General features: G+C 58.8%; 14 protein-coding genes. 6 read left to right on the forward strand and 8 right to left on the reverse strand.

Going from position 1 to position 14,532, the window contains the following annotated elements:
- Window positions 1-7 precede the first annotated feature (7 nt).
- From pcaF to ACK9YZ_RS24885, 4 genes are all read left to right on the forward strand, one after another.
- Complete coding sequence (gene pcaF / locus ACK9YZ_RS24870; protein WP_216759201.1) at window positions 8-1,210, forward strand: 3-oxoadipyl-CoA thiolase; 1,203 nt, start codon at window positions 8-10, stop codon at window positions 1,208-1,210.
- 211 nt (window positions 1,211-1,421) lie between these two features.
- Window positions 1,422-2,216 (forward strand): SDR family NAD(P)-dependent oxidoreductase, encoded by a 795-nt coding sequence (locus ACK9YZ_RS24875; protein ID WP_416067981.1) that lies wholly within the window; start codon window positions 1,422-1,424, stop codon window positions 2,214-2,216.
- 81 nt (window positions 2,217-2,297) lie between these two features.
- Window positions 2,298-4,454: a glycogen debranching protein GlgX gene (gene glgX / locus ACK9YZ_RS24880; protein WP_416067982.1), complete on the forward strand. Its 2,157-nt coding sequence runs from the start codon at window positions 2,298-2,300 to the stop codon at window positions 4,452-4,454.
- 17 nt (window positions 4,455-4,471) lie between these two features.
- Complete coding sequence (locus tag ACK9YZ_RS24885; RefSeq protein ID WP_416067983.1) at window positions 4,472-5,482, forward strand: DNA topoisomerase IB; 1,011 nt, start codon at window positions 4,472-4,474, stop codon at window positions 5,480-5,482.
- 55 nt (window positions 5,483-5,537) lie between these two features.
- Here the strand turns inward: ACK9YZ_RS24885 and ACK9YZ_RS24890 are convergent, their stop codons facing one another.
- From ACK9YZ_RS24890 to ACK9YZ_RS24905, 4 genes are all read right to left on the reverse strand, one after another.
- A complete protein-coding gene (locus ACK9YZ_RS24890) occupies window positions 5,538-6,098 on the reverse strand; it encodes a DJ-1/PfpI/YhbO family deglycase/protease (RefSeq protein ID WP_416067984.1) in 561 nt (186 codons plus the stop codon).
- Window positions 6,099-6,190: 92 nt separating this feature from the next.
- Entirely contained in the window at window positions 6,191-6,925 is a 735-nt protein-coding gene (locus ACK9YZ_RS24895; protein ID WP_416067985.1) for a glutathione S-transferase, read from the reverse strand.
- A 13-nt stretch (window positions 6,926-6,938) separates the two neighbouring features.
- The gene (locus ACK9YZ_RS24900; RefSeq protein WP_216759195.1) at window positions 6,939-7,229 is read right to left on the reverse strand and encodes a DUF3175 domain-containing protein; all 291 of its coding nucleotides are present in this window, start codon (window positions 7,227-7,229) and stop codon (window positions 6,939-6,941) included.
- 59 nt (window positions 7,230-7,288) lie between these two features.
- Entirely contained in the window at window positions 7,289-7,591 is a 303-nt protein-coding gene (locus ACK9YZ_RS24905; protein ID WP_416067986.1) for a plasmid stabilization protein, read from the reverse strand.
- A 155-nt stretch (window positions 7,592-7,746) separates the two neighbouring features.
- On the opposite strand from ACK9YZ_RS24905, the gene ACK9YZ_RS24910 reads away from it, so the two are divergent.
- On the forward strand, window positions 7,747-8,097 hold the full coding sequence (locus ACK9YZ_RS24910; protein WP_416067987.1) for a hypothetical protein: 351 nt from the start codon (window positions 7,747-7,749) through the stop codon (window positions 8,095-8,097).
- Here ACK9YZ_RS24910 and ACK9YZ_RS24915 read toward each other — a convergent pair.
- The 4 genes from ACK9YZ_RS24915 to ACK9YZ_RS24930 all read right to left on the reverse strand — a co-directional run bounded on the left by ACK9YZ_RS24915 (window position 8,094) and on the right by ACK9YZ_RS24930 (window position 12,565).
- Window positions 8,094-10,811 carry a response regulator gene (locus tag ACK9YZ_RS24915; RefSeq protein WP_416067988.1) on the reverse strand — a complete coding sequence of 906 codons (2,718 nt, stop codon included), beginning with the start codon at window positions 10,809-10,811 and terminating at the stop codon, window positions 8,094-8,096. The two genes, ACK9YZ_RS24910 and ACK9YZ_RS24915, sit on opposite strands and share 4 nt — an antisense overlap.
- A gap of 157 nt (window positions 10,812-10,968) precedes the next feature.
- Entirely contained in the window at window positions 10,969-11,124 is a 156-nt protein-coding gene (locus tag ACK9YZ_RS24920) for a hypothetical protein (RefSeq protein WP_416067989.1), read from the reverse strand.
- 321 nt (window positions 11,125-11,445) lie between these two features.
- Window positions 11,446-11,781, reverse strand: a complete 336-nt coding sequence (locus ACK9YZ_RS24925; protein WP_216759190.1) for a DUF2934 domain-containing protein — start codon at window positions 11,779-11,781, stop codon at window positions 11,446-11,448.
- Between the two features lie 142 nt (window positions 11,782-11,923).
- The gene (locus ACK9YZ_RS24930) at window positions 11,924-12,565 is read right to left on the reverse strand and encodes a UdgX family uracil-DNA binding protein (protein WP_416067990.1); all 642 of its coding nucleotides are present in this window, start codon (window positions 12,563-12,565) and stop codon (window positions 11,924-11,926) included.
- 118 nt (window positions 12,566-12,683) lie between these two features.
- Here ACK9YZ_RS24930 and treZ point away from each other — a divergent pair, with 118 nt between their 5' ends.
- On the forward strand, window positions 12,684-14,513 hold the full coding sequence (treZ, locus tag ACK9YZ_RS24935) for a malto-oligosyltrehalose trehalohydrolase (protein ID WP_416067991.1): 1,830 nt from the start codon (window positions 12,684-12,686) through the stop codon (window positions 14,511-14,513).
- Window positions 14,514-14,532: the final 19 nt, after the last annotated feature.

Raw genomic sequence — 14,532 nt, forward strand, 5'->3', positions numbered from 1 at the left:
CAAGTCCATGACCGAAGCCTTTATCTGCGATTATATCCGCACGCCGATCGGCCGTTATGGCGGCTCGCTCTCCTCCGTGCGTGCCGACGATCTCGGCGCCATTCCGCTAAAGGCGCTGATGGCGAAGAATGCGTCCGTCGATTGGCAGGCCGTCGATGACGTGATCTTCGGCTGCGCCAATCAGGCGGGCGAGGACAACAGAAACGTCGCGCGCATGTCGCTGCTGCTCGCCGGCCTGCCGGTCTCTGTGCCGGGCACGACGATCAACCGGCTCTGCGGATCGGGCATGGACGCCGTCATTACCGCAGCGCGCGCCGTGCGATCAGGCGAGGCCGAACTGATGATCGCCGGCGGCGTGGAAAGCATGTCGCGCGCGCCCTTCGTCATGCCGAAGGCCGACACGGCCTTTTCGCGTGCTGCCGAAATTCATGACACGACGATCGGCTGGCGTTTCGTCAACCCGCTGATGAAGAAGCAGTACGGCGTCGATTCCATGCCGGAAACCGGTGAGAACGTTGCTGAGGATTACAAGGTCAGCCGTGAGGACCAGGACGCCTTTGCCGTGCGTTCGCAGGCGAAGGCTGCGGCCTCTCAGGCAAGCGGCAGACTGGCCAAGGAAATCACGTCGGTGACCATCCCCCAACGCAAGGGCGATCCTATCATCGTCGAGAAAGACGAACATCCACGTGCGACCAGCATGGAAGCGCTCGCCAAGTTGCCGACACCTTTCCGTCAGGGCGGTACGGTGACAGCCGGTAATGCCTCGGGCGTCAATGACGGAGCGGCGGCCCTCATCATCGCGTCGGAAGCGGCTGCCAAAAAATACGGCCTGACGCCGATTGCACGTATTCTCGGCGGTGCGGCCGGGGCCGTCCCGCCGCGCGTCATGGGCATTGGACCTGTCCCGGCTTCCCGCAAGCTGATGGCGCGGCTTGCGATGAAGCAGGAACAGTTCGATGTGATCGAGCTCAACGAGGCCTTCGCCAGCCAGGGGCTTGCTGTTCTGCGCGAACTCGGCATTGCCGATGACGATCAGCGCGTAAACCGCAATGGCGGCGCAATCGCGCTCGGCCATCCGCTCGGCATGTCGGGTGCCCGCATTACCGGCACCGCGGCACTGGAGCTTGTTGAAACCGGCGGTCGCTATTCGCTGTCGACAATGTGCATCGGCGTCGGCCAGGGGATTGCTGTGGCGCTCGAACGGGTCTGAGAGCGGCCTATTCGACGATCGACTGCATCCTGATTGCGCTGCGTCGGGCCGAGACTACGGCCTGCCGGTCATGTGTCAACGGCGGCACTGGTACCGCAATCGTACCGATCTCGCTCGTTCGTGCATTGCCCTTCACCAATCTCCCCTGCTAAGACTGGCGCATATCACGTCATCACCTATGTTCTTGGTTTTTCGGGAGGCTATCGTCGCCATGGCAGATCTTGCTCAATCGCTTGCATCCATCAAAATTCCCGATCTAGCCGGTAAGGCTGTGCTGATTACCGGCGCTTCCACCGGCATCGGTGCGGCCGTTGCGCGCGCCTTTGCGGCGCAGGGCGCCAAGGTCGGCGTACACTACAATTCGAGCCGCGAACCGGCCGAACAGCTCGCCGACGAGATCAGGGCAGCCGGCGGCACGGTGCATCTGGTGCATGGTGACGTATCGAAGGAGGGCGAAACGGAACGCGTCGTCGAAGAGACGGCCAAGACCTTCGGCCATCTGGACGGTCTCATCAACAATGCTGGCGGCATGCTCGGCCGCAAGCCGACGTCGGAATATACCGACGAGCATTATGAGAAGGTCATGAACCTTAATGCCCGCTCTGTGCTGGCGGCCACGCGCGCTGCTCATCCCTGGCTGAAGAAGCAGGGCGGCTTCATCATCAACACGACATCGATTGCTGCGCGCAACGGCGGCGGCAATGGCGCCATCCTCTATGCCGCGTCCAAGGGTTTCGTCTCGACGATGACCCATGGCCACGCCAAGGAATTCGTCGCCGACAGGATCCGCGTCAATGCAGTTGCGCCGGGCGTCATCGCGACACCCTTCCACGAGCGCTATACGAATGACGAGCAGATGGAATTGCAGCGCAAGTCCATCCCGATGGGCTTCGTCGGCACGCCGGAGGACTGTGTCGGTGCCTATCTTTTCCTCGCCTCGCCGACGCTCTCCGGCTACATCACAGGTCAGATCATCGAGGTCAACGGTGGCCAGCTGATGCCCTGATGGGGCCGGAAAGATTGTAGTTTACGGAACTTTCGCACTGCAACGACGTTTCCTGCTTGCCATTCATCAAGTGGGGGCGTCATGAGCTTTTCCTTTTCCGAACTCGACTTCCTGAAACCGGAGCTGGGGGCGGAATATACCGGCACAGGCACGCATTTCGCGGTTTTTTCCGCTCATGCCGAGCAGATTGAGCTCTGCCTCTTTTCTCCCGACGGTAAAAAGGAAGTCGCCCGGCTGCCGCTGCCGAAGCGAGAAGGCGACATCTGGTCGGGCTATATTGCCGGCATCGGCCCGGGTACGGTCTATGGGTATCGCGCCCATGGCCCTTACGATCCGAAGAATGGGCATCGTTTCAATCCGAACAAGCTGCTGCTTGATCCCTATGCCAAGCAGGTGCTCGGCGATCTCCAATGGGACGATGCGCTCTATGGCTATACGATCGGCAAGGACGACCTTTCCTTCGATGAGCGTGACAGCGCGCCTTACATGGTCAAGGGCGTCGTTCAGGATCCGGATTTCGACTGGGCGGGTGAAGAAGCAATACGGCGGCCTTGGCCGGAGACGATTATCTACGAGGCGCACGTTCGCGGACTGACGATGCTGCATCCCAAAGTGCCCGACAGGCTGCGTGGCACCTTTCTCGGCATGTGTAGCGATCCAATCATCGATCATCTCGTCAAACTCGGCATTTCCGCGATCGAGCTGTTGCCGATCCAGTTCTTTCCCAACGACCGCTATCTCGAAGAGAAGAAGCTGACGAATTACTGGGGTTATCAGACGCTCGGTTTCTTCGCACCGCAGGCGCGCTATCTCTCGGGCGACAAGATCACCGAGATCAAGACCATGGTGAAGAGGTTTCATGCGGCCGGCATCGAAGTCATCATGGACGTCGTCTATAATCACACGGCCGAGGGCAGCGAGAAGGGGCCGACGATGTCTTTTCGCGGTCTCGACAATGCCAGCTACTACATCCTTTCGCCTGACGATCCGCGCCACACATTCGATACGACGGGTACCGGCAATACGCTGAACGTCGCCAACCCGATGGTGATGCGCATGGTGCTCGACAGCCTGCGCTATTGGGTCGGCGTCATGCACATCGACGGTTTCCGCTTCGATCTCGCCAGCACGCTTGGCCGCCAGGATCTGGAATTCGACCGGCAGGGCCTGTTCTTCGGCGCGATCCGCCAGGATCCGATCCTTGCCGGCGTGAAGCTGATTGCCGAGCCTTGGGATGTCGGTGCCGGCGGCTATCAGGTCGGCGGTTTCCCGCATCCCTTCCGGGAATGGAACGACAAGTTCCGCGATGATGTACGCCGCTTCTGGAAGGGCGACGGCGGCATGGTGTCGGAACTCGCCCAGCGCATTACCGGCTCGGCGGTCCAGTTCAATCACTCGGATCGCGGCGCGACGTCGTCGGTCAACCTCCTTTCGGCGCATGACGGCTTTACGCTGATGGACACGGTTTCCTTCAACGACAAGCACAATGAGGCAAACGGCGAGGATAACAGAGACGGCCATTCGGACAATCATTCCGACAATATGGGTGCCGAAGGCGCGAGTGATAACGAAGACATCAATAGGCTGCGTGCGCGCCGACGCCGCAACATGATGGCAACATTGATGCTCTCTCAGGGCGTGCCGATGATCCTTGCCGGCGATGAGGTTGGCAACAGTCAGGGCGGCAACAACAACGCCTACTGTCAGGACAATGAGATCGGCTGGACGAAATGGGACGGTCTCGATGATCCGTTCCTCGACTTTTGCCGCAAAGCGGTTGCCTTCCGTAAGGCGCATCCGGTGCTGAGGCAGGAGCGCTTTCTGACCGGCGACAGTTCCGAGGACGGCCGCATCGAAATCGCCTGGTACAAGCCGGATGCCAATTTCATGGACGATGGCGCCTGGAACGATGATGGGCTGCAAGTGCTCGGCGTCTATCTTTCAAAGAGTGCGTATTCCCCCGATACCGAGGAAATGGACGATCTCTATCTGGTCTTCAACGCCGGCGGCGATTGCGAGGTACGTTTGCCGGAGGTCAACGGCCTGAAGCACTGGGCGCGTGTCCTCGATACCGGCGCAGAGGAGGATGCTTTCAAGCTCCATGAGCAGGAGGGTCCCGTCATGGTTTATGCCCAAAGCATTGCAGTCTTTGCGCCGAAGGGGCAGACCAAACCGCCAAAAGACGCAAGCAAGGCGGAGCGCCGCAGATGGTTCCACTTCGGTCGGCGGAGCAAGTGACGGATTCATAACAAGCAATGAATGCCGACGTCATCACCGAGCTTGGCCTGATCTATGTCAGCGATACCGAACCGGGTATTCGCAGACGACGAAAGGGCAAGGGCTTCAGCTATACGTTGCCGGACGGGAAAACACTGGCCGACGAAATCCAGCGGGCGCGCATCCGCGCGCTCGGCTTGCCACCAGCCTACGAAAATGTGTGGATCTGCATTGACGAGAACGGTCATCTGCAGGCGACAGGCTATGACGCGCGTGGCCGCAAACAGTACCGCTACCACAAGGATTGGCAATCTTTCCGAAGTGCCGGCAAGTTTTATCAGCTCATCGAGTTCGGCCGGGCGCTCCCGAAGATCCGGCGAACGGTCCTGCATCATCTCGATACCGGCTCGGAAGATATCAACGGCGTGCTTGCGGCGCTGACGATACTGCTGGACGAAGCGCATCTGCGCGTCGGCAACCAGGCCTATGTGAAGGAAAACGGCACCTATGGTGCAACGACGCTGCTCAAGCGCCATCTGAAGATCGTCGATGGCCGTATAGAGCTGAAGTTCCGCGCCAAGGGCGGCAAGCGCGTGCAACGCAGCCTTAAACATCCACGCCTGCAGAAAATCCTGGAGGAGATATCGGACCTTCCAGGCAGGCAGCTCTTCGTCTGGAAGGATGAGACCGGCGCGCTGAAGCCGATCGATTCCGGTCGGCTGAATGCCTATCTTGCTGATATCTCGGGTATTGCAATCTCTGCCAAGACCTTCCGGACATGGGCAGGTTCGCTCGCCGCCTTCGATGCGGTGCGAAGTGCCGTGTCGGAAGGACGACGGCCGACCGTCAAGGAAATGTCGGAAGCGGCGGCCGAAGTCCTGCATAATACGCCGGCGATCTCGCGCTCCAGCTACATCCACCCGGAGATTATCGCACTTTCGGCTGGGGACGAGACGCTGGAGGAGGGGAATACCGAGCCCTTGCGGGGGCTTCGGGCGAATGAGAACCGCATGCTGGATTTCCTGACGCGTCGCGCCGTTCCCGAGTGAAAAAAGAGCCCGCGGTTTGATACCGCGGGCTTCAAGTTTAACGGGAGGGTATGCGTCAGGCGGCACGCTTCTCGTGGCGCCCTTCCTCGACCTCTTCGACAATCTTGGCGACGAAAGCCTCAAGATCGTCAGGCGAGCGGGACGTGATAATCCCCTCGTCGGTGACGACTTTCTCATCCTTCCAGATAGCCCCGGCATTTATTAGATCGGTCTTGATCGACCAATAGGAGGTCGCTTGACGGCCGCGAAGGGCGTCCACCTCCACCAGGAGCCAGGGCGCATGACAGATGGCAGCAACGACTTTGCCTGATTTGAAGAATTCGCTGACGACTGTCAGGGCGCTGTCGTCGATGCGCAGTTTGTCCGGATTGATCTGCCCGCCCGGCAGCACCAGGGCATCAAAATCCTCGACCCTGATGTCCTTGGCCTGAAGGTCGACGGGAACGGTATCGCCCCAGTCGGTCTTGTTCCAGCTCTTGATCTCGCCCTCTTTGATGGACGCGATCTTCACGGTGGCGCCACGTTTTTTCAGTTCTTCGAACGGTACACGCAACTCTGAGCGCTCATAGCCATCAGTTGCTAGGACCAGGATTTTTGCAGATTTGATGGAAGGCATGGCCTCAACTTTCCTTCGGTTCGAATTCGGGGTGCTTACGAAGAACAGGTGTCACGATTAAACGTTCCCGAAAAATCGAAACGAAAACAGGTTCAGGACACATCCCTGTCGAGTTCCGGATAATGGCGGAAAACTCCCTGCGTGTTGAAAGGCAGGCGCCGGTCGGATTTCAGGTAGCGGGCTATGTTGGGCCGCTCCTCGACGCTGTCATGGAGGGCGGCAAGCAGCGGGTATTTGCTGCGATAGCGGCTCATCGCTTTTGGGAAGGCATAGACGAGACCTTCGATAATCTGGAAAAGCGACAGATCTACATAAGTCAGCACGTCGCCGACAATATATTGGCTGCTCGTTGGATTCTGTTGCCGCACACGTTCGAAATAACCGAGAAATTTCGGGATACGTTCTTTGATGAAACTGGCCGAACGGGCCTTCGCTTCTTCCTTCTGATCCTCGTAATAGAGCGAGGTGGCGATCGGGTGATGCGTGTCATGCACCTCGGCCACGAAATCGGTAATGGTGAGCTGCAACCCGTTTACGACATAGCGCATCCCTTCGTCATCAGGCGCCAGTCGGAGTTTAGGGCCGAGGTAGAGAAGAATGTTGGCGACATGCGGAATAATGAGATCGCCATCCTTCAGGAAGGGTGGGGCGAAGGGAATATGCGCTTCGCTGCTGCTCTGCATGATCGCTAACATTGCGCCGGTGCCGCGTCCGCGGTCGGACTGGCGGGTGATGTCAATATAGTCGGCACCGGCTTCCTCAAGCGCCAGCCGCACGAATTCTCCACGGCCCTGGATGCCGTCCCAATAATAAAGCTCGTAAGTCATTTACCCTCGTGATTCAGTGCCTGGTTTCTCGGCCGAAATCCTTACGAAGCTCGTCCTTCGCCTTTTCAAGTGTGCCCTTTTGCTTCTTCGTCAACTGGTCTCCGGCGCGGTTGATGTAGAAATTCAGCATCGACATGGCCGAGCGAAAGGGGCTCGATTTGCGGCGATCGCTGCCCTCGGCCGAATGCTTGAGGGAACTGGCGATCTTCTTCGGATTGTGGGATTTGAAGACGCCTCCCTCAATGTCCATGGCGTCGCTGTTTTCGGTCACATCCTGCGACCACTTTTTCTTCTTCTTCGCCATTGCAAGTTCCTTTCCAGAACGTTGCAGGCCTAACGCCTGCAAAGATTGGTGACAAACCGTCAGTGATGGGCGTGATGTTCGTTGCGCTTGCGGGTTGCAGCCGCCTTCTTGGCCGATGCCGAGCGCTCTTCCTTCGACCGGGATGCAGAGGCGCGCCCGCCCTTCTCCGAGGATTCATGGCTATCCTTCTTGCCGCGTCCCGATCCCGATTTATTGCCGCCGCCGCTCTCCTTGTTGACCGTTGCCCAGGCACGACGTTCGGCCTCCTGATGGGAAACGCCGCGATCCTCATAGCCTTCCTCAATGTGTTCGGCTTTTCTCTTCTGTTTGTCGGAATATGCGGATTTGTCGCCTCTTGGCATGGCTGCCTCCTTTGTTTCGAAAGAAGTTCAACCGCCGTCTTTTCTAAAAGTTCCTGGATTTTCGGCTTGACGGCGAAAAACAGGAAATTCGGAACAAAAGCGGCAATTGCCCGGTTTCGATACCACCCCTGCGGACCCCGAAAAGGAGCAGAGAGATGGAAAAGTACCTTCTGAAAGCAGATGCTCAGGGCAAGATCGATGTAAACGGGCAGCTTTCGCCTGTCGGCTACAGCCTTAGTGTCAAAGAGGGGATGGGCCATTCGTTTGAGATCAGCATCCGGTTGCTGGCGCCACGCGACTGGCTGTTGAGGAGGGGCTTTGAAAAGGACGCCGTGCTGATCAGTCAGAGCGGCACGCGCATTCCGATCTATCATGATGGCGAGCGACTTCATGTTGGTGACAATCTGTCGGTCGAGCTTTCGGCGCGTGATGACAGCTGCCTAAGTCGCGAGGATCTATTTCGAAAATATCCCGAACTTGATGGTTCCCAGGTGGCTCGGGTTTAGGCGATAGGGCGCTGTTGCGCGGCGGTTTTCACCGCGTGATCGAGCGCTACGCTGGTGAACGGTTTCGGCAGGAGAACGGAGCCGGAAAAACGGTTTGCATCCGGCGGATTGCTGTTACCGGTCGCAAAGACAAGGCCGACAGAAGGGAATGCCTCGCGTGCGAGGGCTGCGAAGGCCGGGCCGGACATGCCCGGCAGGCCGACATCGGCAACGATGATGTCTATATCCGTCGTGCGCAGGAGTTCGACGCCCTGTTCGCCGCTGTCGGCTGCGATCACGTCATAGCCGAGATCCTGCAGAATTTCTGCAGTATCCATGCGGATGAAGGCATCATCCTCGACCAGCAAAAGCTTCAGCCTGGCCTGGACGATATCACGCGGCTGTGGGCTGCCGGGCAGCGGCACCGGATTGGTCTGGCGGCGTTGCGCCTGATTGACGAGGACGTGGCGGACTTTCCGCGCCAAGGCCTCCCGCGTATAGGGCTTGGAGAGGAGCTCCAGGCCAGGATCGAGCCGGCCGCCATGAACAATCGAATTTTCGGTATAGCCTGACGTATAAAGTACGGCGATATTGGGCAGGCGCTCGCGGGCCATGCGGGCGAGTTCCGGGCTCTTCAGCGGACCGGGCATGACGACGTCTGTAAAGAGCAGGTCGATATGCGCGCCGCTCTCGATCACGGTCAATGCGCTCTGCGCATCCTTGGCCTTCAGCACGTAATAGCCGAGATCGGTCAGCATCTCGACGACCGTCGTGCGCACACCTTCATCATCCTCGGCGACTAGAATCGTCTCGGTGCCGCCGGTTGTGGGAATATTGTCGCCAGTTGCGATTCGATCCTCGCTCCGGAGTGAGCGGGGGAGATAAAGCTTCACCGTCGTTCCTTCGCCGGTCTCGCTGTAGATCTTCACATGGCCACCGGACTGCTTGACGAAACCGTAGACCATGGAAAGGCCGAGCCCGGTGCCCTTGCCCTCCGGTTTGGTGGAGAAGAACGGTTCGAAAGCCTGCTCGATGATCTCGGGTGCCATGCCTGAGCCGGTGTCGGTAACGGCGAGCACCACATATTGGCCGGCTGCGACCTCCGGATGAGTGCGGCTGTAGGAATCGTCGAGAAAGGCATTGCCAACCTCGATCGTCAGCTTGCCGGCGCCATCCATCGCATCGCGTGAATTGATGGCAAGGTTGAGCAGCGCATTCTCGATCTGGATCGGATCGGCGAAGGTGTTCCAGAGACCGCCGGAGACCATGGTCTCCACCTCGATCTCCTCGCCGAGCGCACGGCGCAGCATGTCGTCCATCGCCGAGACGAGGCGGCCGACATTGATTACCTTCGGCTCCAGCGGTTGGCGGCGCCCGAAGGCGAGAAGTTGGCTGGCGAGGCGCGATCCACGCTCGACGGCGGAGAGCGCATTGGAGATGCGTTCCTTGGCCCGGCCGTTATTCGTCACGTCCTTGCCGAGAAGCTGCAGGTTGCCGGATATGACCTGCAGCAGATTGTTGAAGTCGTGCGCCACCCCGCCGGTCAATTTGCCGATCGATTCCATCTTTTGCGCCTGCTGCAAGGCTGCTTCGGCCTGCTGGCGTTCGAGGATTTCGGCGGCGACACGTACCTCAAGCGTTTCGTTCAGCTTGCGGAGCTTATCCTCTGCCTCGCGCCGCTGAGCGATTTCGACCTCGGCGGCGCGGATGAGCCGGGCGTTATCGATCGCGACGGCAGACTGGCCCGCAAGGCTGACGAGGCTTGCTTCCACCGCTTCCGAAAAGCGGGCGGGCTCGCTATGGCCGAAGAACAGCCCGCCAATCACACTGCCGTCGCGTGACTTGACCGGCACGGCGAGATAGCTGCGCACCGGAAGGTGGCCCTCCGGCATGCCGGAATGCGGCATATTCTGTCCGTAACGCGGATCGAGCAGGATATCGTCGGAGCGTACTACGCCCTCGCCATTGAAGGTCGGCGCAAAGACATTGGTGTTGCGCGGCATCGGGAACCGGTCGAAATGTTTGCGATCGACACCCGACAGCGCATAGAGCATGTAACTGCCGCCTTCGCCATCGTCGACATTGTAGAAGAAGGCGCCGAATTCGGCGCCAGCCAACGCCACGCCGGCATCGACGGCGATCTGCGTCAGGCGGTCGACATTGAGTTCTGCGGTGATCGCCGCGCCGGCGCGGTTGACGACGGCCAGTGTGGCGGATTTCTCCCGTGACTCGTCCAGCGCAGCGCGCTCGCGCCGCTTGGCGAGCACCTGATCCGTCACTTCCATGGTGGCGCAGAGAATGCCGGCGACCTTGCCGTCGTCGTCCCGCAACGGCGTGTAGGAGAAGGTGAACCAGGTATCTTCCGTCCGGCCCTCGCGTTGCATCGGAACGAGAAGTTCCTTGTAGAGCTGCGACTGGCCGTCAAGTGTTGCCTGCACGATTGATTCGAACTGCGGCCAGATATCAGACCAGACCTGCTGGAAAGGTTTTCCAAGGGCATCAGGGTGCCGTTCTGGGAAGATCGCCACATAGGCGTCGTTATAGATAAAAGCGAGTTCGGGACCCCAGGCGACGAATTTCGGCTGGCGTGAATTGACGACCATTTCCGCGATATGTCGGAGTGAACTCGGCCATGCTTCAACTGACCCGATGCCGGCTGCGTTCAAACCTTTCCGGCGCAGCAAATTTCCGATTTCGCTGTTGCCTTCCGGCCAGCGGCCTCCAACCAGTGCCATTAAAAATCGCTTTCATTCCTTATGCGGCATCATCCGCGCCGGGTCTGCCGGTCCAGTCCACAAAATAGAGGCATCGGACATAAGGGAAAGGGCGTGCTGCAAATATCGTTAATCGGGCAAATTGTCCGATTACTCGCAATAAGGCTGTCTATATTCGTTATTCCTGGTCCAGCTTCGGAGCAAAGGAACGAAGCTGGATCGGTTTGCGCGGATCACGAAAAAATACGCCGACTATATTATCGACGAAAAGAATAAGCCCCAGCGCGAAACCGATGTAGAGCAAAGCGGCGATCACAAGAAGCGACATCTCCATCCCTCACACCGACACCGCGAAATCCCGGCCGGGGGGCGCGGGAACTGGGATGCTGATGGCATGAGCAAAACGACTGTTCACAGCGACTTCCCCTGTTTGCCCATTAACAGACGGAAGACGTTCTTGTTCCCCGTTTCGAGGCGCGGACGCAGCTTTTTATAAGTCTGTCCAGACGGACGTTTCATTCGATTTGTGGTCACCCCCGCACAGAAGCTGGCGCTTCACGAAATTTATAGCGCGCGACTGATTCAAACTTATGACACAAAGGCTTAAGGGGCGCAGATTAAGCGCCCTTTTTCATTAAAATCTGAATATTTCTCGTCAGGGAGCCGACTTACGAGCAACCGCGCGTTTCGGCGCCGGTTTGACGATGTCGCTGGCTTTGGTGCTTGTCGCTGGCCGTTTGGCCTTCGTCTTGGCTTCGCCACCACCGTTGGTGGGCTCTGCTACCTTCGGCGCATCAGCCTTAGCGGCGGTCGCCCGTTTCGCTCGAGGCTTTACTTCCTTCCCGTTTCCAGACTTCGAGGCCCCCTTGAGCGCATCATGCTCGGCCCTTGCCTGTTCCCAATGGATGGAGTCTCGCCCCGTCGGGTGCCCTTCTTCTTCCCAAAGGGCATATGCACGTTTTTTTATCCACTCTTCCCGAGCTTCTGCCATCGCTGATCTCCAGTCACAACATGCCGTCGTTCGAACGCGATACTGTTGAAAAGGTTCCAGACTATGGGGCCGGTTTCAAGTGGATTTGCCAAGTAAACCGGGAATATTTTTGCGTTGCAACATTTATAGGCAATAACTCGTTCTAGTTGCCCTGAAATTGAACAGCGCGGTGTAGGTCCTCGATGAAATTCGCACGCTGGCGCGCGGCATCCTCTTCCTCGCGAATCCGCAGGAGGAAGGAAGGGTGGATGGTCACGAGAACCGGCGGGTGATCCTTTGGCGTGAGGACGTGACCGCGCTCGGGTGTCAGTTTCACCTTCGCGCCGAGGAGGGAATAAAGTGCCGTCGCGCCAAGCGCAACGACGAGTTTGGGATCTATGATCTCGATTTCGGCACCGAGCCACCAGGCGCAGCGCCGGATCTCCCCGGCATTGGGTTTCGAATGCAGGCGGCGCTTCCCGCGGGGCTGGAACTTGAAGTGCTTGACCGCATTGGTGACATAGCATCGCGAGCGGTCGAGCCCGGCCTCTTCCAGACAGATGTCGAGCAGGCGACCGGCAGGGCCGACAAAGGGGCATCCTGCAATATCTTCCTTGTCGCCCGGCTGTTCTCCGACAAGCATGATATCGGCCTCTTGAGATCCCTCGCCAAAGACGAGCTGGGTGGCGTTCTTGTAGAGCTCACAGCGCGTGCAGCCTTCCGCCTGATGTCTGAGTTGATCGAGGCTGGCAGCGTCAGCGCTTTCAAGCGTGAAGGCAGGGCCAAATTTCTGTGCAACGTTCATGACGGCAATCTCTTGGTTCTCACCTTCAACCGATCGCGTCGCGGATTGTTCCTGCCCGTTCGGAACAACCCGCAGCTTCAAGAATTTGATCGTGATTGGAAGCCACACGGAGTGAGGGATGAACCAGATTTCAAAGACTGGCACGGTCACGGAACGCACAGGGCGGTGGGGTGCAGAGCTGCTTGCGGGCGGAAGGGCGCGTTTTCGTCTCTGGGCGCCTGGCGCGGATGCGATCTCGCTGCGGCATCGCGGCCACGATGCTCGCATGGAGAACATCGGCGGCGGCTGGTTCGAGCTGACAGGGGCCGAAGCGTCCGCAGGCGATGAGTACATGTACGTCCTCCCAGATGGAAAAACCGTGCCGGATCCGGCGTCGCGACGGCAGGCCGGGGATGTGCATGGTCCGTCGCTGATCGTCGATCGCAGTTATCAATGGCAGAACTCACTCTGGCGCGGCCGTCCTTGGGAAGAGGCGGTCATCAGCGAAATCCATATCGGTACCTTTACGCCTGAGGGTACGTTTCGGGCTGCGGCGGAGAAGCTGAAACATCTTGCGGAAATCGGCATCACGGCTATCGAAGTGATGCCGGTTGCGCAATTTGCCGGTAGTCGCGGCTGGGGTTACGACGGTGTTCTACACTATGCGCCGCATTCCGCTTACGGCATGCCGGACGATTTCAAGGCCTTCATCGATACGGCGCATGGCCTCGGCATCATGGTGCTGCTCGACGTCGTCTACAATCATTTCGGACCTGAAGGCAATTATCTCCACGGCTATGCGCCCGGCTTCTTTCGCAAAGACCGGGAGACGCCCTGGGGGGCGGCGATTGATTTCGAGCGCGAACCGGTGCGGCGCTTTTTCATCGAGAACGCGCTCTACTGGATCGACGAGTTCCGGCTGGATGGGCTCCGGCTTGATGCCGTGGAGCAAATCTACGATACTTCAGAAAAGCATGTGCTTTCGGCGATAGCCGACGAAGTGAAAACTGCCTTTGTCGATAGACAGGTCCATCTCGTCGTCGAAGACCAGCGTAATCTCGTGGAGCTGCTTGTCCGTGACGAGAATGGCGTTCCAAATGCCTATGAAGCCGAATGGAACGATGATTTCCATCATGTCGCGCACATCATTGCGACCGCCGAAACCATCGGCCATTACAAGCCTTTCGCCGATCAGCTCTGGCACAAGCTTCGCCTGGCGCTTCAGCACGGCTTCATCTATCCTGACCGAACCGATCCGCCGGAATTGCCTGTCGGCGAGCGTCGTTACCTGCCGCCGACCGCCTTTGTCGATTTCCTGCAGAACCACGACCAAATCGGCAACCGCGCCTTCGGCGAGCGGCTGATAAGCCTTGCCGATCCTGATATGCTGGATGCGTTGACGGCGATACTCCTGCTCTCGCCGCATATCCCCTTCCTCTTCATGGGAGAGGAGTATGGGGAGAGGCAGCCCTTCTATTTCTTCACCGATTACACGGGCGAGCTCGCCAAGATAGTTCGCGAGGGTCGCATGGCGGAAGCTGAGGGGTTCGGCGGATTGAAGGCCGGCAGGACCGTGGCCGATCTGCCCGATCCCAATACCCTTTCGACCTTCGAGAATTCGAAACTCGACTGGCAATGGCGGGAGAACGAGGAGGGCCGGAAAAGCCTGGCTTTCGTCGCATCGCTCCTGCAGTTGCGCAAGACCTATATCGTACCGCTGCTGAAGCAGAGCTCTGCCATCGGGAGCGGCGCGTTGGAAGCGCCTGAAGGAGCGGTCGCCGTCTGGTGGAAGTTCGCCAATCTGACGCTGGCGCTGCGCGCCAATTTGTCAGGGCAGGCACTGGTCATGCCGTCGGTCGCCGGGACGGTGATCTATGAGCGCTACGGTAAGGAAGCAAAGCCCGCCGAGAATGGCGCGCTGCCGCCGCATTCGGTCATCTTTGCCATCGATATTGAGCCGGCAGATTAAGCATCTGAAAATTTCGCGT

Origin of the sequence: Rhizobium sp. ZK1 (genome assembly GCF_047782645.1) — a bacterium.
In the GTDB taxonomy this organism is placed as follows: Bacteria; Pseudomonadota; Alphaproteobacteria; order Rhizobiales; family Rhizobiaceae; genus Rhizobium.

Coding starts and splice junctions, on each gene's coding strand:
- treZ (WP_416067991.1), top strand. CDS start 12,684: ATGAACCAGATTTCAAAGACTGGCACGGTCACGGAACGCACAGGGCGG.
- ACK9YZ_RS24925 (WP_216759190.1), bottom strand. CDS start 11,781: ATGGCAGAAGCTCGGGAAGAGTGGATAAAAAAACGTGCATATGCCCTT.
- ACK9YZ_RS24915 (WP_416067988.1), bottom strand. CDS start 10,811: ATGGCACTGGTTGGAGGCCGCTGGCCGGAAGGCAACAGCGAAATCGGA.
- ACK9YZ_RS24885 (WP_416067983.1), top strand. CDS start 4,472: ATGAATGCCGACGTCATCACCGAGCTTGGCCTGATCTATGTCAGCGAT.
- ACK9YZ_RS24905 (WP_416067986.1), bottom strand. CDS start 7,591: ATGCCAAGAGGCGACAAATCCGCATATTCCGACAAACAGAAGAGAAAA.
- ACK9YZ_RS24890 (WP_416067984.1), bottom strand. CDS start 6,098: ATGCCTTCCATCAAATCTGCAAAAATCCTGGTCCTAGCAACTGATGGC.
- ACK9YZ_RS24930 (WP_416067990.1), bottom strand. CDS start 12,565: ATGAACGTTGCACAGAAATTTGGCCCTGCCTTCACGCTTGAAAGCGCT.
- glgX (WP_416067982.1), top strand. CDS start 2,298: ATGAGCTTTTCCTTTTCCGAACTCGACTTCCTGAAACCGGAGCTGGGG.
- ACK9YZ_RS24900 (WP_216759195.1), bottom strand. CDS start 7,229: ATGGCGAAGAAGAAGAAAAAGTGGTCGCAGGATGTGACCGAAAACAGC.
- ACK9YZ_RS24910 (WP_416067987.1), top strand. CDS start 7,747: ATGGAAAAGTACCTTCTGAAAGCAGATGCTCAGGGCAAGATCGATGTA.
- ACK9YZ_RS24875 (WP_416067981.1), top strand. CDS start 1,422: ATGGCAGATCTTGCTCAATCGCTTGCATCCATCAAAATTCCCGATCTA.
- ACK9YZ_RS24920 (WP_416067989.1), bottom strand. CDS start 11,124: ATGGAGATGTCGCTTCTTGTGATCGCCGCTTTGCTCTACATCGGTTTC.
- ACK9YZ_RS24895 (WP_416067985.1), bottom strand. CDS start 6,925: ATGACTTACGAGCTTTATTATTGGGACGGCATCCAGGGCCGTGGAGAA.
- pcaF (WP_216759201.1), top strand. CDS start 8: ATGACCGAAGCCTTTATCTGCGATTATATCCGCACGCCGATCGGCCGT.